The following is a 21983-nucleotide window of genomic DNA, read 5'->3' on the forward strand; positions in this document are numbered from 1 at the left end:
GTTTTTGTCAATAGCTCATTATAGAGCGGCCTAACCTTTGTTATTCTAATAACCGGCAGTAAATCTTCTCTTAATAAATTTCTTGTTTTCCAGCTCATCAACAATAGCCACGGCAGCATCTTGAACGGAGATCCTTGAGTGCCCTTCGGTATCAAATATTGGGTAATCGGTTCCTGTTCTATAACTTCCTGTTCTGCTTCCCCCTGATTTCGGGTTCATCTCTAAAGCTGGGCTGAAAAATGTCCAATCCAAATCTCCTTCTCTCGATATCAATTCATAGAAATCCGCTGCGGCTAATGCACCAGGTTTTATTTCCTTCGGGAAATCTTTGCCATCAACAATTCTAGTGTCCTCTGCAGTCAACAAACTTCCTGCACCACCAACTACAATAACACGATTGACACCTGATTCTTTTATCTCCTTTAAAATATGTCGAGAACCTTTCATATAATCCTCATAAATGTTGGGGTTTGTCCAACCTGCATTATAGGCCGAGATAATAGCTTCATTTCCATTTAATGCAGAGCCCAAAGCAGTGCTTTCCTGCACATCCATCTGTACCGCTAAAACATGGGGTTTATTTTTTAAGCTGCTGACATCTCTTGCTATTGCGGTAACCTCATAACCACGCTGCAGCAACTCATCCAATATATGTGATCCGACAAATCCTGTAGCTCCGATCAAGGCTACTTTTTTATTTTCTACGTTGTCCATAATAATTCCTTTGATTTCCTTACGATTAAGTTAAATGAAAAAAAGGATATGTCTTTCAAACCGGAGGTTTTTATGACATATCCTTTATATAACAGTATTAAATTCTGAAATGTTTCCAAAAAATGGAAACTCAGCTTTATTTCTTTAACTTTTTGAATTCAGCATAAGAAACTAGGATGTATGCAGTCAAATCTTCTTTTACTGCTGCTTTGGCAAATTCAAAGCTTGGCTTATATTTATCCTTAAACAGTGGAAGGTCAGCATCGCTGATTGGCACTAAAGATTGAATTAATTCGTCCGTAAATGCACGATCGACAAAACGTTGTTCTTGTTCCAATTCCAAGATTTTAATGGCATTTCTAGCTATTTTAGCGTCTTTGCCAAATAACCGCGATGGAGATACACGTAGGCCTCCTTTTGTTTGGCTGGTCTCCACAGCCTTGCTGTTGTTCTTAGCACGCTCAATTTCCCTTGCTATACGGCTGTCCGTTATCTTCGTTACAACTACTTCATCAATCTGAATGGTGGTCTTATCTGGAATCAGGTAAATGCGATTTATTTCCCCCAATTCTTGGTAAATAAATGCAGTGTCACGATCGAATCCACGAACCATTAAGCTTAAATAATCATACCGATTTCCGGGGATACTGAAGTTCCCTTGAGCGTCGGTTTTTGTCTGTTGATTAGTTCTTAAATTTTTAATCTCTACTTCACTAATACGCTTGTCATTTTTTAAGTCAATGACAATCCCTTTGATATCTTGCGCAAATGAAAATGTCATGCTGCCTAATAGCAGCATGACAGTAAGGTATATTTCTTTTAAATTTCTCATGCTTATTTGCTGTTCCAAACATTGTTCTCCGGGTTAGAGTCCGGATAAACTTGGTCTGGATCTATTCGTACGTTCGTTAACTTCTCTGTAGTATTTAACACAAATTTCCACGAACTGTTTCGCTCCCAAACTTCTACCGGAAGTTTATGGCGAATTTTCTTTCCTGATACCGTTGTCGCTTCAACAACTACAGGCATCGGCATCTTTTGTAAATTGCTGATGGTAATGATAGCACCTTTTGTTGGGTCCAACTCAACATAGTTGACATCTGTGATAGCTTGATCCAATGACCAGTTATTTAAGATCCAACTTCTCCAGAACCAATTTAAATTTTCTCCAGTTTCATTTTCCATTACACGGAAGAAATCTTCAGGAGTTGGATGCTTATAAGCCCAATATTCTACGTATTTGCGGAAAGCTGCATCAAAACGTTCAGCTCCTAAAACCTCATCTCTTAATATACGCATGGCATATCCTGGCTTGTAATAGGCCAACATACCAATATTACGTTCTTTCATGCCCTGTGGGGTAGTCATGATTGGTTCTAGGCTTGGATTCATGATCATGCGTGTCATCGCATTACGAGAGCCCCTCGTGCGGTTATATTCGCCATTGTTGAACGCCTCTGTTGACAGGTCATTGATAAAGGTATTAAAGCCTTCATCCATCCAAGCATATAGACGCTCGTTGGAACCTACAATCATAGGGAACCAAATGTGTCCAAACTCATGGTCCGTAACGCCCCATAGACTTCCTGCCTTAGCTCGGCTACCACAGAAAACAATACCTGGATATTCCATACCACCCACATTAGATGCCACATTTACAGCAATAGGGTATGGGTATTCCATCCATTTATTGGAATAATGTTCAATGGATGCTTTGGTGTATTCAGTTGATCTTTCCCAAGCATTTCCGCCATTACTTTCTTTCGGATAAGCTGAAAGTGCTAAAGATTTCTTACCACTTGGCAAATTGATTTTTGCAGCATCGATGATAAAAGATTTAGAAGATGCCCAAGCTACATCACGAGCATTATTTAAGCGATATTTCCAAGTCAAGGTGCTTTTCTTTGGACGTGAATTAGGATTTGGTACCTCATCTTGCGAGCGGATGATGACTGTCTTATCACTATTCTTAGCCTTGTTGAAACGATCCAATTGCTCTTTTGTCCATACTTCTTCTGGGTTGAGCAATTCACCTCCTAAAACTACGATATGATTGGCAGGAGCAGTAATCTCCACATTGAAATCACCATATTCTAAGTAAAATTCACCTGGTCCAGTATAAGGAAGGTTATTCCATCCATGTACATCATCGTATACCGCCATTTTCGGATACCATTGCGCAATAGCATAAATGTTTCCTTCGGAGGTTGGTAGAATACCCGTACGGTCAGCTCCATACTCAGGAACGATGTAAGAGAAATCCATACTGAATTCGATTTTCCCTCCATTCGCTTCCAATGTTTTCGGAAGTTCTATCCGCATTCGAGTATCGTAGATTTTATATTTTACTTCTTTTCCAGACTGATCTTTAACTTGACTTATGGTATAACCGCCGTCAAAGTCGCTCGAAGAATCGCCATAGCGGCTGTTGGTCAATGGAACAACAGCTTGTCCTATGGACTTTTGATTAAATAAATTCTGTTCCAACTGTAACCAAATGAAATCCATCTTGTCTGGACTATTATTGGTATAGGAAATCTTTACTGTCCCTTTGACTTCATGTGTTTGATCATTCAAACTAACCTTAATGTCATAATTTGCGGCATTTTGCCAATATTGATGACCTGGCTTGCCAGATGCTGAACGGTAAACAGATCCAGAATTGTTATAAAAGACCGGATTAAACGCAGCTTTATAGTCATACACACTCTCCGTGCTTCGCGTAGGTTGTGCTTGACCAAAAACAGCCTGTGAAAATAACAAGACTGCTGCCAGTGGTAATAATTTAGTTTTATTCATCGGTTGTTTATTTGTTTCTTGTTGTTTGCTTTTTATAAGGCTTTATACCAGATTAATTAAAGAGTATTTTTAGAATAAGAATTGCTTTTTGTTACGATTTTATTCCTTGCCTAACGCAGAACTTATCGTACTAAAGCTAAATTCTTTCCTATACTCTTTGTCCAAATTGATGAGAGCAATGTTATTTAAGAATTAAATAGCTTTAAGCCTTTAACTTTTCCGAATAAGACGTTTCATCAAAACCCAATAATATTCCTTTGGGAGTTTCAATGACAGGTCTTTTTATCATCGAATTATTCGATAAGAGGGCCTTATTTGCTGATTTGGCATCAACTACGGCATCCTGTTCCTCAGCGCTTAATTTACGCCAAGTAGTACCTTTTTTATTGACAAGTGATTGCCAATCTAATTCCTTTTCCCAAGTCAAAAGCTTTTCTTCGGTTGCTGGTTCTTTTTTGAAATCATGAAATTCATAAGGAAGATTATGCTCGTTCAACCAGTCTAATGCTTTTTTTACTGTATTGCAATTTTTTATTCCGTAAACCTGTAACATATTTTTATGCTGTTTCAATGCTATATGATTAGCTAAAGATATTAATAAATCTCGAATAGCCGGATTGTAGTGGATTTATTACATTAAATTCCAATAGTGTATTTTTTACACTATATTTCTTCTAGTCTAAAAAAAACTATATCTTTATTTTCATTAATGACTATTTAGAAAGAAATAAACTATGAGCCTAAAAGATTTCAAAGGTGTTCTATCAGGAGATCAAGTACAAGAGTTATTTGAAATAGCAAAAAAGAACAATTTTGCTTTACCTGCCGTAAACGTAATAGGTACCGATTCCATTAATGCAGTTATGGAAACTGCAAAAGCAGTTAATTCCCCAGTAATCATTCAGTTATCCAATGGTGGAGCCCAGTTTTACGCGGGTAAATCCATGAATAACGATGGTTTAAAAGCCTGTATTTTAGGTGCTGTTTCTGCTGCACAACACGTTCATTTATTAGCAAAGCATTATGGTGTTGCAGTGATGCTACATACAGATCATGCTGCTAAAAAATTACTTCCTTGGATTGATGGATTGTTGGATGCTGGAGAGAAATTCTATGCCCAACATGGTAAGCCATTGTTCTCCTCTCATATGTTGGATCTTTCTGAAGAGCCTATTGAAGAAAACATCGAGATTTCTAAGAAATATTTAGAGCGTATGAAACCGCTAGGTATGACTATCGAGATCGAATTAGGTGTTACAGGTGGTGAAGAGGATGGCGTTGATAACTCAGATGTAGATAGCTCAAAATTATATACTCAACCTGAAGAAGTAGCATACGCATATAAAGAACTTTCAGAAGTTTCTGATAAATTCACAGTTGCTGCTGCTTTTGGTAATGTGCATGGTGTTTACAAACCAGGAAACGTGAAATTACAACCGGTAATCCTTCACAATTCACAAGAATATATCCGTGAGAAATTCAATCTACAAGCTGAAAAGCCTGTAAACTTTGTTTTCCATGGTGGTTCAGGTTCTTCACCTGAAGAAATTAAAGAAGCTATTTCTTATGGTGCGATTAAAATGAACATCGATACGGATATGCAATGGGCATTCTGGGATGGTGTTCGTGAATACGAAGCGAAAAACCACGATTACTTGCAAGGACAAATCGGTAACCCTGAAGGTTCAGATTCGCCAAACAAAAAATACTACGATCCTCGTGTATGGTTGCGTAAAGGTGAAGAAGCTTTCGTTACGCGCTTGAAACAAGCTTTTGAAGAATTAAACGCGGTGGACGCAAATAGTAAATTATAATTTACCATCTGCTTTAAAGCATAAAATATCCTATTTAAAGACTGTTCCTTATTAAGTTAAGGAACAGTCTTTTTTTATATATGATTTTCTCTAAACCGTATACCCAATAAAAACTACTTGTAATAGCTTAAAATATTCCCCTAATAATATACACCTAGTATTCATTTGTATATGCTAGTATTTCCTTCCATTATGGTTCGTAACTCTTAGGGAATTTCTTTGGATCTGATAGGGATTTTATTCGGATCTCGTTCGCTTCTAACCGAACGAGATCCGAAGGAGATCCGAACAAGTTCCGAAGGAGATCCGAAGAAGTACCAAAGAAAACACCTTTGAGAGATATGAGATAGGAGACGAAAGACACCAGATTATAGACCTAATTTCGGATTAGAATTTACAGTTATGTATTTGCGGTCGAAGCATGCTTCGACCCTACGGTTAAGGTTGTTATAGTTTATATTTCCACGAATATTTGTAGGTGCGATGCATGCATCGCCCGCTCTAAAAAGCCATTATGAGACCGCTTCGCTGTTAGATAAAATACATACATTGTGAATTCATTCAAATAAGCGGGTCAATGGTAGATATTGAATAGATCCGAATTTTTCATTCATCACAACTTTGTCAAGATCTAAATAAGGTACTGAAATCACGGATAAAATTGATTTTGGGCACTTATAAATTGAATAATTATCCCTATACTTACAATACAAGATCAAGGATATGTATAAGGATCGATTTATTAATTTTCTGAAGTTTGAAAAGCGATATTCGTCACATACGATCACGGCCTATAGTTTGGAGTTGGACAACTTACTTCAATTTATAGAAAAGGACGGGATTCCATTTGAGGAGGTTGACTATAAGTTTCTTCGTTATTACTTTTCAACTATGCGGGAGCAGGGTAAGGAGGCGAGTTCTGTAAATCGTGCGATATCATCGATCAAATCATACTATAAGTTTTTAGTTCGCGAGGAACTATTGTCGAAGAATCCAAGTAGTTTGTTAAAGGCATTAAAGACGCCCAAAAAACTTCCTGTAGTTGTGGAACAGGAAAAGATGTTAAAGCTACTGGAGCAAATGGATGCAGAGGCTGAGGATTTTGAAGATCGCCGTGATTTCATTGTTTTGGAATTGCTTTTTGGAACTGGTATTCGTTTGGCGGAATTATTGAAAATAAAGGAAAATGATATTGACTTTTATAATAAAAAAATTCTTATCTTGGGAAAGAGGAGCAAGGAGCGTTTTGTTCCCATACACATGACCTTACTTGAGGAATTGAAAAAATATCTTCAAGAAAAAAAAGCCACATCATTTCAAAACAATTCTGCAGAATTGATCGTTACAAAAGAAGGGAAACCTGCATATCCTAAGTTGATTTACAGTATCGTAAAGAAATACTTAAGCAGGATTACTTCGCAGCAAAAGCGTAGTCCTCATGTATTGAGACACAGTTTTGCGACGACATTATTGGACAATGGTGCAGATTTAAATGCTATTAAAGAATTATTAGGACATGCTGGGTTATCGGCTACGCAAGTATATACGCATAATTCAGCAGAACGATTGAAATCAATTTATAAACAAGCCCATCCAAAGGCTTAAAAAAAGGAGGAAAAATGAACATTACAGTGCAATCTATTAAGTTTAACGCAGACAGTAAACTAATCGAGTTCATTAAGAAGAGGTCTGAGAAATTGAATCAATTTTTAGACAACATTATTGAAGGGGCATGTTACCTCAGGTTAGAAAATGTGGATGACGAAGCTAACAAGGTCGTCGAGTTAAAATTTAATGTTCCAGGCAATCAGCTGTTTGCCAAAGCACAGGCTAAAACTTTTGAAGAAGCTACCGATATAGCCATCGAGTCCATCCGACGTCAAATAAATAAACATAAAACCAAAACACGAACATCGACAAGTAACCATAAAGAAATATTAAATCAAGAAGAAGAATTTTAATGAAAAGCCCCCATCTGGGGGCTTTTTTAGTTTGTTAGTGGTAGATCGCTTATTGAGACCGCTTCGCTGATAGATGTGAGATGTGAGATTTGAGATAGAAAGGGGGGATTGCTTTATCGGTCGAAGCATGCTTCGACCCTACGGTTATGGACGATTGGAATAATAAAATCAAGATTGTTTGTAGGCGATGTATGCAACGACCGCCTATTAACTAAATAAAATTCCATTATTTTAAATCATAAATTTTAATAGAAATTATTCGGGCAGACATTCCGTTTGTCTTTGTCAAGGATAAATCCCTTTCCTCATCCTCACTCAGTATTGCCCCTACGCTAGTGTGATACCTATATGATCCATCAAAATTCTCGTGCTGTTAAAACAAATCTAATAGCGCAGCGGTCTCATATCTCACGTCTAATAGCGAAGCGGTCTACTATTTGCCAATTTATTTGGAATAATTCTTAACAATATTTAGATTTGTTCCAAATTAAGAGAAAGCAGATGATTTGTCCATTAGCGAGTTTCGAGGAAGTTTTTAAAACCGAGCATGGTGTGGTTTATCAGTGTAGTAGAAAAAACTGTTATTGGTTGGATTTTCAGGGGGAAGCTACGCCTTTCAAGGTGCGTGATTTCTTTCAGTTCAAGAAGGCTATTGATGCAATGGATGTGGAATTGATGTTATGTAATTCCTCGCGTACTTTTGATTTTGAAATATTAATGCCGTTCCGCTCGGAGCGTATATTCATTCTTTCTGTTGAAGACATTCTGAAAATGAGAGAATTATTGTCGGGAGCGAAGTTTATGATCGAGCTAAATAGCGAGATTAAGAACTGTCTTCAGTCTAAAGCTCTTCTTGCCATTTAATTCTTTGTAATTATACTGATTCTAAATAGTTTAACTTAGTGTATGGCTAATTTAGACTGAATTTGTATTGCAGATTTTTCAGCCTAAAAACACCTTTTAGCCTTATCTTTGTATTAACAGTAGGGAGATATGGGTCTCCAAGACTTTTAAAATATATAGACATGAAAGATTTATTGAAATTAAAAACCTCGATCTCTGAGGATATCGAAAACATATTGAACGCACAAGTTAAGATTGAAGGACATGCATCAGCATTATATTTAGCAATGTCAGCTTGGTGTGATGACCAAGGTTTAGACAATGCTGCAGCATTCTTTGCTAAACAATCTGATGAAGAGCGTACGCATATGTTGAAGATTTTCAATTACATCTCTGCACGTGGAGGACGTTCGATCTCTCCAGAAATCACAAATGTACCTGTTGATTTTGAATCTTTCAGAGGTGTGTTTGAGCAAACTTTAGAGCAAGAAATGTTCGTAACAGAGCAATTCAACAAGATTGCTGACAAATGTATGAAAGCAAAGGATTTTGTAACATTTAACTTTATTCAATGGTTCTTACAAGAACAAGTTGAGGAAGAATATGTAGCACGTCGTATCCTTGAATTATTCGATGTAATCGGAGAAGAAGGTACAGGACGTTGGGAAATTGACCGTCACTTGGTAAAAGTAACTTTTGATGGTGAATAAGAATTCCAATTAAAATTTTACAAAAACGGGCTAAAACATAAATTTAGCCCGTTTTTTTTATACAAATATTTTTAGTTTAAGCGTTTTAATGGTAAATTTCATTCTTTAGCAATAATGGTAATAAATCAGTATTTAAAATTGTCTTAAAGCCTGTGCGTATCATCTATAAAATCATACTTATACTCTTACTATGCTGCATGGGTAAGCATGGGGCGTATGCCCAGACCCCACTGCGCAGTATTGAGGGATTGGTGGTTGATACAACGGGAGTAGGTATGAAAGGCGTCAGCGTTCGCTTGATTAGCTCCTTAGATACCATGTCCAGCGAGACAGACGAAAATGGTTTTTACCAATTCGGAAATATTAAGGGAAACATGATTAATGTTTCTTATAGTATGATTGGCTATGATATCTTAAATCGAAGTCATTTATTTAACCGTTACAGTTCGCAATTGTACCTCAAAAAGGTGAGTATGATCCCAAGAGCGAATTTAATCCCTGAAGTAAATATTGTTAAGATTGTTCCTGTAGTTTCTCGTGGTGATACGACACAATTTAATTTACGGGCCTTTTCTATTCCTGAACGAGCATTATTGGAAGATGCCTTAAAATATCTTCCAGGGTTTCAAGTGCTCCGAGATGGTACTACCTATTATAATGGTGTGCTGATATCTTCAGCTCAGGTTGATGGACGAAAATTTTTTGGTGGGGATCTATTAACTGCGACAAAGAATTTGCCGGCAGAGATTGTAAAAAGAATTGAGGTTATAGATGATTATGGTGATGTGTCCCATGAAAAGGGAATAAAGAATACAGAACCCGAAAAGATCATCAATATTGTATTGGAGGATAATAAAAAGAAGATTACGTTCGGCCAAGGTACATTAGGTGTTGGTTCAAGTGATCGCTATTTGGGGAGTATAGGTGTCAATAAATTTAATGATGGACAGGAGTTTTCTGTTGTTGCTTCTGTTAATAATACAAATACCAGTTTATTTACTTTTGGAAGTCCAAATGGTGCTGGAGGAAGAAGTTCGGGATTGGGAGATTTAGGAGATTTCTCCGACCAATCAGATGGTCTCAATAAATTATCATCTATAGGTTTTAGTTTTACGGATAGTTTAGGGAAATATGTCTCGATATCCGGAGGCTACACTTACCAAAGCAAGCAAAATATTACTAAAGGTAATTCCTCCTTAACATCATCATATCAGGGATTTAAAATCCGAAGAATGGAGGATTTTGAACGGAAACTGAATGATAATTTTCATAAGTTGCAATTGGAAATTAATTCAAAATTTAAGAATCAAGATCTCTTAAAGATTATTCCTAAGGTTACTTATAACCGTTTTTACAATTATAACCTTAAATCAACAAACGCCACAAACTACAAAATTCGCGAAAGAGGTACTTATCAAGATACTTCCATAAACTCTAATCCAACGGCAGAATTTTCTGTTTTATACTCTAAATACTTTTCAAAGCCTGGGCGTAAGTTGGTGGCGGATGCACGATTGAATTATCAATCCTTGAATAAGGATGAAAATATTAAAGAAGATTATGTGCGATTTGACTCCACAGGATTCAACCCGGTAATAAATCTCTTTGAACAAAGCCAATTGGTAGACTCCCGGAATAATACTAACTCCATGAAAGGTTCAGTTTCATATGTAGAACCGTTTTTCAATCATAGCTTATTGGAGATTCTATATGATGTGGATATCACCAATATCGAGGCTACAAGAGCCGTAAGAAATCCGATTGGTCATGATGGAGGCTGGGTAGATTCCTTAAGTGTTGATTATGCCTATCAGTATAAAAGTTATAAGACAGGCTTGAATTACCAATATGAACCCAATGAGAAGTTTAGGATTAATATGGGATTCTCCGTGCAACCATTATCATTATCTGGACGTGTAAAAGAGGATACTGCACAGTATGATTATAGCAATGTTAATCTGGTGCCTTCTACTAATGTGCGCTATAAGTTTTCGGATAATTTCGATATTAAATTAGATTATTTGGGTAAGAACATACAGCCGAATTTTCTACATATTACACCAGTTCGAGACAACTCAAACTCACGGAACATTATTGTTGGTAACCCTTCTTTAAAGGCGGAGTTTTATAACCGAATTTCCTCTTCGATAAGAAAGTTTGTTCCTAATAAAGGACAGTTTTTCGAGTCGAATTTAGCCTATACATTTATTAACAATAAGATTGTCAGTGTAAAGAAATCCACATCTAATGAAACGGTTCAGGAAACGACTTTTGACAATACTGATGGTTATTACGATGTCAAATGGAACTATTATTTCAATACACCGTTTGTCAATGATAATTTCCAGATGGATATAACAGGTAATATTGACTACTATAATAACCTGTCTTTTATCAATGAAGTCAAGAGTAAAACGAAGCAATTACTCTATAACCAGAATTTGGTATTAAAATACAATTGGAACGATTATTTTGAGTCCATATTTAACACTAACTATTTCTTAAATCGTGCTACCTATGAATTGCCTATAAAGAATAAGATTGCAGCTCATTCCTTTTTGGTTAGTGTTGGAGGAAAAGGATATATAGGCGAAGGATTTATGATGGGTGCAGAGATGTCCCAAAAGTTTTATAAAGGGTATGTAGCTGAGGTGAGTGATGTTAATCCCACTATTATAAATGCCTATATGGAGTATGGGTTTTTAAAAAATAAGATGGCCATGGTCCGTTTACAATGTTTTGACTTATTGGATCAAAACAAGAACGTGGGTGTTATGACGGAATATATTGGTAATGATGTTTTTGAATCACGTAATAATCGTTTAGGACGATATTTAATGTTGAGTTTGAACTTGCGTTTACAAAATTATCCAAATAAAAAGTAATGAGAGCAGCAGTAATACGAAGTTTTGGAGGTCCAGAAGTATTGGAGGTGATGGAGCATGAGGGTTTAATTCCTGGTCCTAAAGAAGTGTTACTGGATGTTAAGGCCGCTGGGATTAACAGACCGGATGTCTTTCAAAGAAAAGGGAATTATCCAGCTCCAGCAGGTGCTATAGCTGATATACCGGGACTAGAAGTGGCTGGAATAGTAAAGGCATTCGGGGAAGATGTTAAAGATTTCAAAATTGGTGATGAAGTTTTAGCATTACTAGCTGGTGGGGGATATGCAACCGAAGTTTGTGTCGATGAAGGTTTATGTATAAAAAAGCCAAGTAATCTAAGTTTCGAGGATGCTGCATCCTTGCCCGAGACACTTTTTACCGTATGGCATAATGTATTTCAACGTGGTGGGTTAAAAAAAGGAGATCGATTATTAGTCCATGGTGGTTCAGGAGGAATTGGAAGTATGGCCATACAATTGGCTACCCATTTCGGTGCGCAAGTTTATTGTACTGTAGGAAATGAGGAAAAAGCTGCATTTGCCTTAAAAATGGGAGCAGTAAAAGCCATCAATTATCACCTTGAGGATTTTGAAAATGAATTAAAAAAATTAGGAATAAATATAATACTCGATAGCATTGGAGGGTCTTATTTTGAAAAGAATATTAACCTTTTAAATGAAGATGGGCGATTGATTCAGATTAATGCTACGACTGGAGCAAAGGTGACTTTGAATTTGCTCAAGTTGATGCAGAAGCGCATTCTTTTAACTGGATCTACACTTAGGGCAAGAGATTTGGACTTTAAACGTGCTTTGACGAAAGAAATACAAGATGTGCTGATTCCATTATTTGCTAATGGAACTTTCGAATCCATGCTCACAAAAGTATTTACTTTGGATGAGGTTGTACAAGCCCATCAGTACTTCGATAGTCAAGAACATTTTGGTAAGATAGTTCTTACAATGGAAAGCTAAATACTTTTAGCTATCTAATTATTGGTTTTTTTTATTATTTTTATTCCAAGAGATAACCTATTCTAAAAAAAATATGAACTTAAAAATCATTACAACAGCAATTTTTTTAGGTGGGAGCATACTGGGAGTTTTTGCACAGAAGGTAGGTAAGATTGAGAGACCAATAGATATGGTAAGTACCTTAGTAGGTACGCAGTCGACTTATTTTCTATCAAGTGGAAATACATATCCTGCAATTGCTTTGCCTTGGGGAATGAATTTTTGGAGTCCTCAAACAGGAAAAATGGGTGATGGATGGATGTATTCCTATACTGCTGAGAAAATCAGAGGGATTAAACAGACGCATCAACCTTCACCATGGATGAATGATTATGGCCAATTTTCTATTATGGCCATGGTAGGAAATAAAACATTTGACCAAGATAAACGAGCAAGTTATTTTTCCCATAAGGCAGAAATAGCAAAACCGCATTATTATTCCGTATATCTGGCTGATTATGATACCAAGGTTGAAGTTACACCGACAGAAAGAGCTTCTTATTTTCGTTTTACATTTCCAAAAACCGATTCTGCATATGTTTTAATTGATGCCTTTGATAAAGGATCTTTTGTCGAGGTTTTACCTAGAGAACAGCGTATTGTTGGTTATTCCACTAAAAATAGTGGAGGAGTACCTGATAATTTCAAGAATTATTTTGTTTTGGAATTTGATCGTCCATTTGCCAATGTGGCGACCTTTGCAGATTCTGTATTGACGGATGGTCGTTATAAAGTGCAAGCTAACCATGTAGGGGCCTTATTAGGATTTCAAACTGCTAATGCTGGAGAAAAGGTACTTGTTAAAGTTGCTTCTTCTTTTATTAGTCCTGAGCAAGCAATCCTAAACTTAAAAGAACTCGATGGTCAATCTTTTGATGAGCAAGTAAAGAAAGGTGAAGATATTTGGAATAAAGCCTTAAGTAGAATAGAAGTGGAAGGAGCTACGATAGATCAGATGCGCACATTCTATTCTAGTCTTTATCGCTCTTTACTATTTCCAAGAATGTTTTATGAAATTGACGGGAATGGGCAAGTTATGCATTACTCGCCATACAATGGAAAAGTGTTGCCGGGTTACATGTTTACCGATACAGGGTTCTGGGATACATTCAGGGCATTGTTTCCATTTTTAAACCTTATGTATCCAGAAATGAATGAAAAGATGCAGGAGGGGCTCGCAAATGCTTACAGAGAGGGAGGGTGGTTGCCTGAATGGGCAAGTCCTGGTTATCGAAACATTATGGTTGGCAACAACTCCGCATCAGTAGTAGCAGATGCGTGGATAAAGGGCGTTCGTTCCAAAGATATTGAAACACTTTATGAGGCTGTAATCAAAGGGGCAAATCATGCTGGTCCAATGACTGCTGTAGGACGTGCTGGAGCCGAGTATTATAATGAACTGGGCTATGTGCCGTATGACGTTAAGATCAATGAAAATGCTGCCCGTAGTTTGGAATATGCATATGATGATTTTTCTATTTATCAATTGGCAAAATCGTTGAATAAATCGGCGGATGACCAAGCTTTTTATAAAAAACGTTCCTTCAATTATAGCAAGCTATTTGATCCTTCTACCGGACTAATGCGCGGTAAAAATAAAGATGGATCTTGGTCAACACCATTCAATCCATTCAAATGGGGAGATGCTTTTACTGAAGGAAATAGTTGGCATTATAGCTGGTCCGTATTCCAAGACATCGAAGGATTATCAAAGTTGATGGGAGGGCATCAAGCCATGGAAATTAAGCTTGATTCTGTTTTCTCTTTACCTCCAGTATTTGATGATAGCTATTATGGTTTCCCGATACATGAGATTCGTGAAATGCAGATTGCTAATATGGGCCAATATGCGCATGGTAATCAGCCGATTCAGCATATGATTTATTTATATAATCATGTTGGAGCACCTTGGAAGGCGCAATATTGGGTTCGAGAGACAATGAATAGAATGTATTCTCCAAATCCTGATGGCTATTGTGGAGATGAAGATAATGGACAAACTTCTGCATGGTATGTGTTCTCTGCTTTAGGATTTTATCCGGTTACTCCTGCTACAGATGAATATGTTTTAGGTTCACCAATTTTTGATAAAGTGACTTTACATCTTCAAAATGGAAAGAAAGTTATCCTGGAAAGTAAGAACAATTCAGATTCCAATAGATATATACAAGGTCTGAAATGGAATGGTAAAAATTACTCAAAAAATTATATCAAACACAGTGAGCTCATGAAAGGGGCGAAGCTTAATTTTGAGATGGGCTCTGCACCAAATAAAAGCAGAGGAGTTAATAAATCGGATTTACCTTTCTCATTAAGTAAGGATGATCAATAATTAATAATTTTAGCTTTATTAAGACGACTGAGTTTATATTCAGTCGTCTTTTTTTATGCTGTATATTTTGTGTGAGATAATGAGGATTATTTTAATAAAAAACGCTTGAGATCTTCTCCCAAGCGTTTACAAATACGTTTAGACTGTATAGATCCGATAAACCGGATGCTGCATTAAATTAAGTCGATGTAACTATGGTATTAGGCGATTTAATTGTCACTAATGACTAAAAGTCGTCATCATCATCAAAATCATCATACCCCCCAATTGAGTCGATATCATCTAATCCAAAATCATCATCGTCATCAAAGACATCATCTGAATCATCATCAGGACCATTGAAGTTGAGCACTCTTTCATCAACCATTTCTTCAGTTTCAATTGCTTGCATTGTAGCCATGTTGTATATTGTGATATTTACTTTAGTAACGTAAAATTATACAAGAAAATTCAATTGGTAAATATTTTTTTTAAATTATTTAGCACCTAAAAATTTTCTAAAAAAGCAAGTATTTATTCAACAATTTCTCCAATGCTATTTTCCTCAGCGACAATATCTTTTAGCTGTGGAAGGTCTTTAACACTACTTAAACCAAAATGGTTCATAAATTGACCACTCGTAGCATAAAGTATGGGCTTGCCAATGCTATCTGCTTTTCCAGCTATTTGAATCAATCCTTTTTCTAGAAGTCGTTGGATTGAATAGTCACAATTGACGCCTCGAATTTGCTCTACTTCTAGTTTTGTGATGGGTTGTCTGTAGGCAATAATAGCAAGTGTTTCCAAAGCAGCTTGGCTAAGCTTTTTCTTTTCCTTGTGAATTTGCAATTGATTAATGGCATCATGATATGCAGGCTTGGTTAAGAATTGCAATTGATCATTGATATTGGCCAATAGTAGAGCCTGATCATCGGATGCGTATTTTTCTTTAATGCGACCTATGAATTCAGCTAATTCAGTTTTGGTGATTTCAATAGCCAACGCATCTTGCAATACCTCACGTAAGTCTTTTTGACTAATTCCTTCAGTAGAAGCAAAGATGATGGCTTCGATATTTAAAAGTATATCTTTCAAAGTAATGATTAGTAATTAATAACCTGCTCTTCCATGTTCTCTGGTAGTTCGCGGAACTGATAGGTTTGAGTTCTTAATTGAGGTTCAAATCCTGCATCACGAATTGCGTCTTGAATAGATTTGGAGGTGAAACGATGTGGAGCACCTGCTGCCGATACTACATTCTCCTCAATCATGATAGAACCGAAATCATTCGCTCCAGCATGTAAACATAGCTCAGCAGTTTGTTTACCAACAGTCAACCATGAGGCTTGAATGTTTTTTACATTTGGTAGCATAATACGGCTTAAAGCAATCATGCGGATATATTCATCACCAGTAACATCATTGGTGATTCCACGTAATCTTTTCAATAAGGTTCCATCGTCTTGGAATGGCCAAGGGATGAAAGCAATAAATCCATAATTGCCTTCAGGTTTTTCATGTTGAACCTCACGAATCCAAACTAAATGTTCAAATCTTTCTTCAATTGTTTCAATGTGTCCAAACATCATGGTTGCTGATGTAGGCAAATTGATTTGATGGGCAGCACGCATAACGTCTAACCATTCCTGTCCACCACATTTACCTTTGGAAATCAAACGTCTTACACGATCATTTAAAATCTCCGCACCTGCACCAGGTAATGAATCTAATCCTGCATCCTTTAAAGCCTTTAAAACATCGATATGACTCATGCCTTCAAGTTTGGCAATATGAGCTATTTCTGGGGGGCCTAGGGAGTGCAGTTTTAATGTTGGATATAATTCCTTCAATTGTTTGAAAAGAGTAGCATAGAACTCCAGACCTAGGTCTGGGTGGTGCCCTCCTTGAAGTAGTAATTGATCGCCTCCATAACGGAAGGTCTCTTCAATCTTTTGTTTATATGTCTCAATATCCGTAATATAACTTTCTTCATGACCAGGACGGCGGAAGAAATTACAAAACTTACAGTTTGCTATACATACATTCGTGGTGTTGACATTCCGATCAATTTGCCAAGTTACTTTACCATGAGGTACTTGGATCTTACGAAGTTCATTCGCTAAATAAACCAAATCGGCAGTAGCAGCTTCGTGATATAAGAAGATTCCTTCTTCCTTAGTCAGGAAGTCGAATTCTAATGCGCGCGCTAATAAACTATTCACATTCATCTGATAACAAAGATACATAGCTTTTTATGAAATATAAAGCGTTTAGAAGCTACTGTTTGACGAGATAGGCTATTAATTTAAATGTTCCAATTTAGAACCAGTTAATTGGTATTAAGAGAACTTAAATGGATACTATCTTTTATGACTTTATTTTTACTTAGTGTTAATAAAGAATTAACACTAACCGGTAGATATATTGTTTATATTTAAATACACGACACATTTACATATAAGGAGGTCCCCATGCGCCCAGAAACAATTCACATTGAACGTACTTACCCTATTTCTGCAGATAAACTTTGGCAGGCTTTGACCAATCAAGAAAGCATGAAAGATTGGTTTTTTGAGATTCCAAATTTTACTACAGAGGTAGGTGGAGAATTCGAGTTTTATAAATCGAATAACGATAAGAATCTGATGCATCATTGCCAGGTTGTAGAATCGAAGGCTCCGGAAATATTTAAGTTTACTTGGCGTCATCCCAAACAAAGTCAAGGAACTTCGGTAATTACTTGGCGCTTAATTCCAAGGAGGGGTGCTACGACATTGCATTTAACGCATGAGGGTTTAGAGAATTTTAAGGATGCAGGAGAGAATTATACACATGCTAAATTTGAATCGGGATGGGAACGAATTTTAGGAGAATCCTTAAATAAGTTTTTGGAAAAAAATTCATTAGCCATTAAGTCCTAAGGCAAATTCCAAAGTACCTCCTTCATTTTGGTTTTATTTTACCCTATAAATAAAAATAACCTTGCCATTTGGCAAGGTTATTTTATGTTTTGTTATTAAGATGGAGGTCTTAATTTTTGTATAGTTTAGCTACTTGATCCCAATTGACAACTGACCAAAAGTTTTTGATATAGTCTGCACGTTTATTTTGGTAATGAAGATAATAAGCGTGTTCCCATACATCTAAGCCTAAAATAGGTGTTCCTTTGAATTTAGAAACATCCATTAATGGATTGTCTTGATTTGCTGTAGATCCGATTTTCAATTGGTTACCATCCTTTACCAACCATGCCCATCCAGAGCCGAATTGTCCAGCTGCTGCTTTAGCAAATTCTTCTTGGAATTTTTCGAATGAACCGAATGATTTATTGATCGCAGTTAATAAATCACCTGTAGGGGCGTTATTTTGGGTTGGTTTGCGAAGTAGAGACCAAAATAATTCATGGTTATATGCACCACCCGCATTGTTACGTAATTTTGCAGAATACTTTGAGATATTTGCTAATAATTTTTTTGCATCAGTCTCTTGTACTTTTTCAGCTGCAATTGCTTCATTAGCGTTATTTACATATGCACTATAATGTTTTTCATAGTGGATCTGCATTGTCATTTGATCGATGGCAGGCTCTATGTCAGCATATTGATAAGTTAGTTTTGCGATTTCAAATTTTACCGGTGCCACTGTTGGTTCTCCAACAAGGGATCCCGCCATTGTACTTCCAGCTAATAATACAGCTGCTGCTGCTACTACGCTACTTTTTACAAATGTTCTTCTGTTTGAAGTCTTCATGATTGTTTTGTTTTTATGAATGGTTTTAGAAATTTTGAAGTTGTGTAGTATCGAAATTGAGCTTGATTCCCAATATTTGCCCATCTAGCTTTTGATTCTGATTCAATAGGGTTACAGCATGTGCATTATTGAATGTATAATCCTTAAACATGAAAAAAATAAAGTGACTACGATACATATATTTTATTAACTAAACGGTATAGATCTTTTAATCTGATAATTATCTGTTCAGTAAAATGATTTATACGTTACGGTAATTTTTTTCTGTAGTAAAACTAGCCATTTATTTACATAATTGATGTCATTGAATTGTGATATATGAATAGATTTCTAGAAAAATTGAATTTTTCATTGAAACAGAGATTGATTTTTTTGTTTAGAAAATCTTCGGTTCTAAAATTAATTTTTTGACTTCCTACTTTTTTACTTATTTTGATTGCATACTATAACACCTCAATAAAACTTAAACTGAACAAACACGAATGAAAAGATTCTTTTCCAGCCTATATGTACAGGTTATTTTGGGAATATTAATTGGTATTCTATGTGGAATATTCTATCCTGATTTTGCTGTAAAATTAAAACCTCTGGGCGATGGGTTTATTAAGCTAATTAAAATGGTTATTGCGCCATTGATTTTTAGCTCTATTGTCATCGGAATAGCTGGAATGCAGGATATCAAGAAAGTAGGAAAAATAGGCCTTAGCTCTTTGATCTACTTTGAGGTAATGACCACCGTTGCTTTAATCATCGGATTAGTATTTGTTAATTGGATTCAGCCAGGTACAGGAATGAATATTGATCCTGCAAGTTTAGATCCGGAGGCGGTATCAAATTATGTAAAGCAATCTGAAGAGCACAAGAATGTAATGGATTTCATCCTAAGCATTATCCCACATAACGTCATTGCAGCAGTTGCTTCCGATAATCTTCTCCAAGTATTAGTTTTTGCTGTTCTTTTTGGTATTGGTTTGACCAAGATTGGGGAGAAGAATGCTGAACCTGTTTTAACTGTTCTCCAATCATTCCTGAAAGCATTATTTGCCATTATAAAAATGATTATGTATTTGGCGCCTATTGGTGCCATGGGAGCAATTGGTTTTACAATTGGAAAATACGGGGTAGAAGCTCTATCATCACTAGGTTTATTGATGATCTCCTTTTACTTAACCTGTATTGTTTTTATTGTTTTCGTCATTGGGGCTGTTTTATATTTCTATGTCAACATCAATATTTTCAAACTATTGAAGTATATCAAAGAAGAGTTATTAATAGTTTTAGGGACTTCTTCTTCAGAATCAGCCTTACCAGGCTTGATGCAAAAGTTGGAGGATGCGGGTTGTTCCAAACCAATCGTCGGATTGGTTATACCTACTGGATACTCTTTCAATTTGGATGGTACCTGTATTTACCTAACTATGGCTGCTGTATTCATTTCACAGGCATTAAATATGCATCTGAGTTTAGAACAGGAGATAACTTTACTATTGGTATTATTGCTCACTTCTAAAGGAGCTGCAGGTGTTACAGGTAGTGGTTTTGTAACTTTAGCCGCTACTCTTCCGGTTGTAGGACATGTTCCAGTAGAGGCCGTAGGTCTTATTTTAGGAATTGACCGATTTATGAGTGAAGCACGTGCATTGACCAATATTATTGGAAATGCTGCTGCTACACTTGTCGTTGCCAAATATGAAAATGGTCTTGATGAATCGGTATTGCACGATAAACTCGGTTCAGCACATGGTCAAAAAACATAAATAAACAAACATTTTCATGTTTTTCATACTTATTCCAAAAGACTTGTTTAACAAAGCAAATATTGGATATTTATGGATTTAAAATCAAACGAACCTTTTTGGCTTGTAAAGGATGGTATTATGAACTCATACCCTTCTTTGCGTGAAAATTTAGAATGTGAAGTATTAGTTGTCGGTTCAGGAATTACTGGTAGTCTTATCGCTCATCAATGTGTGAAAGAAGGATACAACACCATAGTAGTAGATAAAAGGGAATTAGTGAATGGGAGTTCCTCTGCTACAACATCCATGCTGCAATATGAAATTGATATTCCTTTATATCAATTAAAGGAACTAATAGGAGAGGAAGGAGCGGTTGCCAGTTATAAGGCTTGTGGACAAGCTATAAGTGATCTAGGAAAAATCTGCTCAAACATAAAATCTAAAGCTGGATATAAACTGAAGGACTCGCTATATTATGCTAGTCGAAAAAAGGATGTTTCATGGTTAGAAAAGGAATATAAGGCAAGAAAAGAGGCAGGATTTAAATTAAATTGGTTAAATGAAGCTGAAATTTGCGATAAATACGATATCTACCAAGCCTATGGAGGTATGTTATCTGAACTGGGTGCAAGTGTAGACGCATTTATGTTGGCCCATGAACTGATCGCATATAACTGTAAAAAAGGATTAAAAGTTTTTGACAAGACAGAATTGCTTAATGTTCAATCCAAAAGAGGCTATGAACTTGCAGAATTTGAGACAGGCTATCATATTAAAGCTAAAAAAATAATTTATTGTGTTGGCTATGAAAGTGCCAATATGATTCCAGAAAAGTTTGTTGATTTACTAAGTACTTTCGCTATAGTTTCGGAAGTAGATTATAAACTTAACCAGGCTTATAAAGACGTGTTAATTTGGAATACGTCAGATCCTTACTTATATATGCGCACAACTGATGATGATCGGTTTTTAATAGGAGGAGAGGATGAAGAGTTCAGAAATCCGGAAAAGCGGGATAAGATACTGTCTGTCAAAGCAAAGAAGTTGAAGAAAGAATTTCTTAAGATTTTCAAAGGAAAAGATTTTTATACTGATTTTGCTTGGGCAGGAACATTTGGATCCACTAAGGATGGATTGCCTTATATCGGCGAACATAAAAAATTCAAGAATTCATATTTCGTATTAGGATTTGGTGGGAATGGTATAACCTTCTCCGTTACAGGGATGCAGATGGTTGCAGCATGGCTTAAGAATGAAAAACACCCTCTTACCCCTTATTTTGCGTTTGGGCGATAAAAATTAAAAGAGGTTGACTAATTCTAGTCAACCTCTTTCTTTTAAAAAGTTATCTTAATTTTTATTATAACATCTCGTCATATTAAGAATAAAATAACCTCTTCTTTACATATATAACGACATGGTATTCGCAATATTGTGTAAGACT

The 21983-nt window shown here is 36.2% G+C and carries 19 protein-coding genes; 11 read left to right on the plus strand and 8 right to left on the minus strand.

Annotation, left to right across the window (positions count from 1 at the left end; all coding sequences use genetic code 11):
* Positions 1-45: 45 nt before the first annotated feature.
* The 4 genes from ACP6L2_RS03095 to ACP6L2_RS03110 all read right to left on the minus strand — a co-directional run bounded on the left by ACP6L2_RS03095 (position 46) and on the right by ACP6L2_RS03110 (position 4066).
* Complete coding sequence (locus ACP6L2_RS03095) at positions 46-714, minus strand: NAD(P)-dependent oxidoreductase (RefSeq protein ID WP_440507834.1); 669 nt, start codon at positions 712-714, stop codon at positions 46-48.
* 136 nt (positions 715-850) lie between these two features.
* Positions 851-1546 (minus strand): hypothetical protein, encoded by a 696-nt coding sequence (locus tag ACP6L2_RS03100; protein ID WP_440507835.1) that lies wholly within the window; start codon positions 1544-1546, stop codon positions 851-853.
* 2 nt (positions 1547-1548) lie between these two features.
* Entirely contained in the window at positions 1549-3513 is a 1965-nt protein-coding gene (locus ACP6L2_RS03105) for a M1 family metallopeptidase (RefSeq protein WP_440507836.1), read from the minus strand.
* A 202-nt stretch (positions 3514-3715) separates the two neighbouring features.
* Complete coding sequence (locus ACP6L2_RS03110) at positions 3716-4066, minus strand: Spx/MgsR family RNA polymerase-binding regulatory protein (protein WP_440507837.1); 351 nt, start codon at positions 4064-4066, stop codon at positions 3716-3718.
* A 181-nt stretch (positions 4067-4247) separates the two neighbouring features.
* Here ACP6L2_RS03110 and fbaA point away from each other — a divergent pair, with 181 nt between their 5' ends.
* The 8 genes from fbaA to ACP6L2_RS03150 all read left to right on the plus strand — a co-directional run bounded on the left by fbaA (position 4248) and on the right by ACP6L2_RS03150 (position 15071).
* A complete protein-coding gene (gene fbaA, locus ACP6L2_RS03115; protein ID WP_440507838.1) occupies positions 4248-5327 on the plus strand; it encodes a class II fructose-bisphosphate aldolase in 1080 nt (359 codons plus the stop codon).
* Between the two features lie 723 nt (positions 5328-6050).
* Positions 6051-6932, plus strand: coding sequence for a tyrosine-type recombinase/integrase (locus ACP6L2_RS03120; protein ID WP_440507839.1), 882 nt, complete (start codon positions 6051-6053; stop codon positions 6930-6932).
* Between the two features lie 14 nt (positions 6933-6946).
* Entirely contained in the window at positions 6947-7288 is a 342-nt protein-coding gene (hpf, locus tag ACP6L2_RS03125) for a ribosome hibernation-promoting factor, HPF/YfiA family (RefSeq protein WP_344674664.1), read from the plus strand.
* A 501-nt stretch (positions 7289-7789) separates the two neighbouring features.
* On the plus strand, positions 7790-8152 hold the full coding sequence (locus tag ACP6L2_RS03130; RefSeq protein ID WP_440507840.1) for a hypothetical protein: 363 nt from the start codon (positions 7790-7792) through the stop codon (positions 8150-8152).
* A gap of 161 nt (positions 8153-8313) precedes the next feature.
* Positions 8314-8841, plus strand: a complete 528-nt coding sequence (locus tag ACP6L2_RS03135; RefSeq protein WP_344674662.1) for a ferritin — start codon at positions 8314-8316, stop codon at positions 8839-8841.
* Between the two features lie 152 nt (positions 8842-8993).
* On the plus strand, positions 8994-11726 hold the full coding sequence (locus tag ACP6L2_RS03140) for an outer membrane beta-barrel protein (protein WP_440507841.1): 2733 nt from the start codon (positions 8994-8996) through the stop codon (positions 11724-11726).
* Entirely contained in the window at positions 11726-12700 is a 975-nt protein-coding gene (locus tag ACP6L2_RS03145; RefSeq protein WP_440507842.1) for an NAD(P)H-quinone oxidoreductase, read from the plus strand. Before ACP6L2_RS03140 ends, ACP6L2_RS03145 begins: the two co-directional genes overlap by 1 nt.
* Positions 12701-12773: 73 nt before the next feature.
* Positions 12774-15071 (plus strand): GH92 family glycosyl hydrolase, encoded by a 2298-nt coding sequence (locus ACP6L2_RS03150; RefSeq protein WP_440507843.1) that lies wholly within the window; start codon positions 12774-12776, stop codon positions 15069-15071.
* 226 nt (positions 15072-15297) lie between these two features.
* Here the strand turns inward: ACP6L2_RS03150 and ACP6L2_RS03155 are convergent, their stop codons facing one another.
* The 3 genes from ACP6L2_RS03155 to mqnC form a co-directional block, all read right to left on the minus strand.
* On the minus strand, positions 15298-15471 hold the full coding sequence (locus tag ACP6L2_RS03155; protein ID WP_344674658.1) for a hypothetical protein: 174 nt from the start codon (positions 15469-15471) through the stop codon (positions 15298-15300).
* 113 nt (positions 15472-15584) lie between these two features.
* Positions 15585-16145, minus strand: coding sequence for an SMC-Scp complex subunit ScpB (gene scpB, locus ACP6L2_RS03160; RefSeq protein ID WP_440507844.1), 561 nt, complete (start codon positions 16143-16145; stop codon positions 15585-15587).
* An 8-nt stretch (positions 16146-16153) separates the two neighbouring features.
* A complete protein-coding gene (gene mqnC / locus ACP6L2_RS03165; RefSeq protein ID WP_440508675.1) occupies positions 16154-17278 on the minus strand; it encodes a cyclic dehypoxanthinyl futalosine synthase in 1125 nt (374 codons plus the stop codon).
* A gap of 243 nt (positions 17279-17521) precedes the next feature.
* Here mqnC and ACP6L2_RS03170 point away from each other — a divergent pair, with 243 nt between their 5' ends.
* On the plus strand, positions 17522-17971 hold the full coding sequence (locus ACP6L2_RS03170; protein ID WP_440507845.1) for an SRPBCC family protein: 450 nt from the start codon (positions 17522-17524) through the stop codon (positions 17969-17971).
* 109 nt (positions 17972-18080) lie between these two features.
* Here the strand turns inward: ACP6L2_RS03170 and ACP6L2_RS03175 are convergent, their stop codons facing one another.
* A complete protein-coding gene (locus ACP6L2_RS03175; RefSeq protein WP_440507846.1) occupies positions 18081-18800 on the minus strand; it encodes a superoxide dismutase in 720 nt (239 codons plus the stop codon).
* Between the two features lie 482 nt (positions 18801-19282).
* Here ACP6L2_RS03175 and dctA point away from each other — a divergent pair, with 482 nt between their 5' ends.
* Together dctA and ACP6L2_RS03185 are read left to right on the plus strand one after the other, a co-directional pair.
* Positions 19283-20557 carry a C4-dicarboxylate transporter DctA gene (gene dctA, locus ACP6L2_RS03180; RefSeq protein ID WP_440507847.1) on the plus strand — a complete coding sequence of 425 codons (1275 nt, stop codon included), beginning with the start codon at positions 19283-19285 and terminating at the stop codon, positions 20555-20557.
* A 72-nt stretch (positions 20558-20629) separates the two neighbouring features.
* The gene (locus ACP6L2_RS03185) at positions 20630-21835 is read left to right on the plus strand and encodes an NAD(P)/FAD-dependent oxidoreductase (protein ID WP_440507848.1); all 1206 of its coding nucleotides are present in this window, start codon (positions 20630-20632) and stop codon (positions 21833-21835) included.
* The last annotated feature ends 148 nt before the right edge of the window (positions 21836-21983 follow it).

This window comes from Sphingobacterium lactis (assembly GCF_051951495.1).
GTDB lineage: Bacteria > Bacteroidota > Bacteroidia > Sphingobacteriales > Sphingobacteriaceae > Sphingobacterium > Sphingobacterium lactis_A.

What these genes read in the sequence shown, in the direction of transcription:
- ACP6L2_RS03095 (WP_440507834.1), bottom strand. Translation starts at nt 714, where the DNA reads ATGGACAACGTAGAAAATAAAAAAGTAGCCTTGATCGGAGCTACAGGA.
- ACP6L2_RS03100 (WP_440507835.1), bottom strand. Translation starts at nt 1,546, where the DNA reads ATGAGAAATTTAAAAGAAATATACCTTACTGTCATGCTGCTATTAGGC.
- ACP6L2_RS03105 (WP_440507836.1), bottom strand. Translation starts at nt 3,513, where the DNA reads ATGAATAAAACTAAATTATTACCACTGGCAGCAGTCTTGTTATTTTCA.
- ACP6L2_RS03110 (WP_440507837.1), bottom strand. Translation starts at nt 4,066, where the DNA reads ATGTTACAGGTTTACGGAATAAAAAATTGCAATACAGTAAAAAAAGCA.
- fbaA (WP_440507838.1), top strand. Translation starts at nt 4,248, where the DNA reads ATGAGCCTAAAAGATTTCAAAGGTGTTCTATCAGGAGATCAAGTACAA.
- ACP6L2_RS03120 (WP_440507839.1), top strand. Translation starts at nt 6,051, where the DNA reads ATGTATAAGGATCGATTTATTAATTTTCTGAAGTTTGAAAAGCGATAT.
- hpf (WP_344674664.1), top strand. Translation starts at nt 6,947, where the DNA reads ATGAACATTACAGTGCAATCTATTAAGTTTAACGCAGACAGTAAACTA.
- ACP6L2_RS03130 (WP_440507840.1), top strand. Translation starts at nt 7,790, where the DNA reads ATGATTTGTCCATTAGCGAGTTTCGAGGAAGTTTTTAAAACCGAGCAT.
- ACP6L2_RS03135 (WP_344674662.1), top strand. Translation starts at nt 8,314, where the DNA reads ATGAAAGATTTATTGAAATTAAAAACCTCGATCTCTGAGGATATCGAA.
- ACP6L2_RS03145 (WP_440507842.1), top strand. Translation starts at nt 11,726, where the DNA reads ATGAGAGCAGCAGTAATACGAAGTTTTGGAGGTCCAGAAGTATTGGAG.
- ACP6L2_RS03150 (WP_440507843.1), top strand. Translation starts at nt 12,774, where the DNA reads ATGAACTTAAAAATCATTACAACAGCAATTTTTTTAGGTGGGAGCATA.
- ACP6L2_RS03155 (WP_344674658.1), bottom strand. Translation starts at nt 15,471, where the DNA reads ATGGCTACAATGCAAGCAATTGAAACTGAAGAAATGGTTGATGAAAGA.
- mqnC (WP_440508675.1), bottom strand. Translation starts at nt 17,278, where the DNA reads ATGAATGTGAATAGTTTATTAGCGCGCGCATTAGAATTCGACTTCCTG.
- ACP6L2_RS03170 (WP_440507845.1), top strand. Translation starts at nt 17,522, where the DNA reads ATGCGCCCAGAAACAATTCACATTGAACGTACTTACCCTATTTCTGCA.
- ACP6L2_RS03175 (WP_440507846.1), bottom strand. Translation starts at nt 18,800, where the DNA reads ATGAAGACTTCAAACAGAAGAACATTTGTAAAAAGTAGCGTAGTAGCA.
- dctA (WP_440507847.1), top strand. Translation starts at nt 19,283, where the DNA reads ATGAAAAGATTCTTTTCCAGCCTATATGTACAGGTTATTTTGGGAATA.
- ACP6L2_RS03185 (WP_440507848.1), top strand. Translation starts at nt 20,630, where the DNA reads ATGGATTTAAAATCAAACGAACCTTTTTGGCTTGTAAAGGATGGTATT.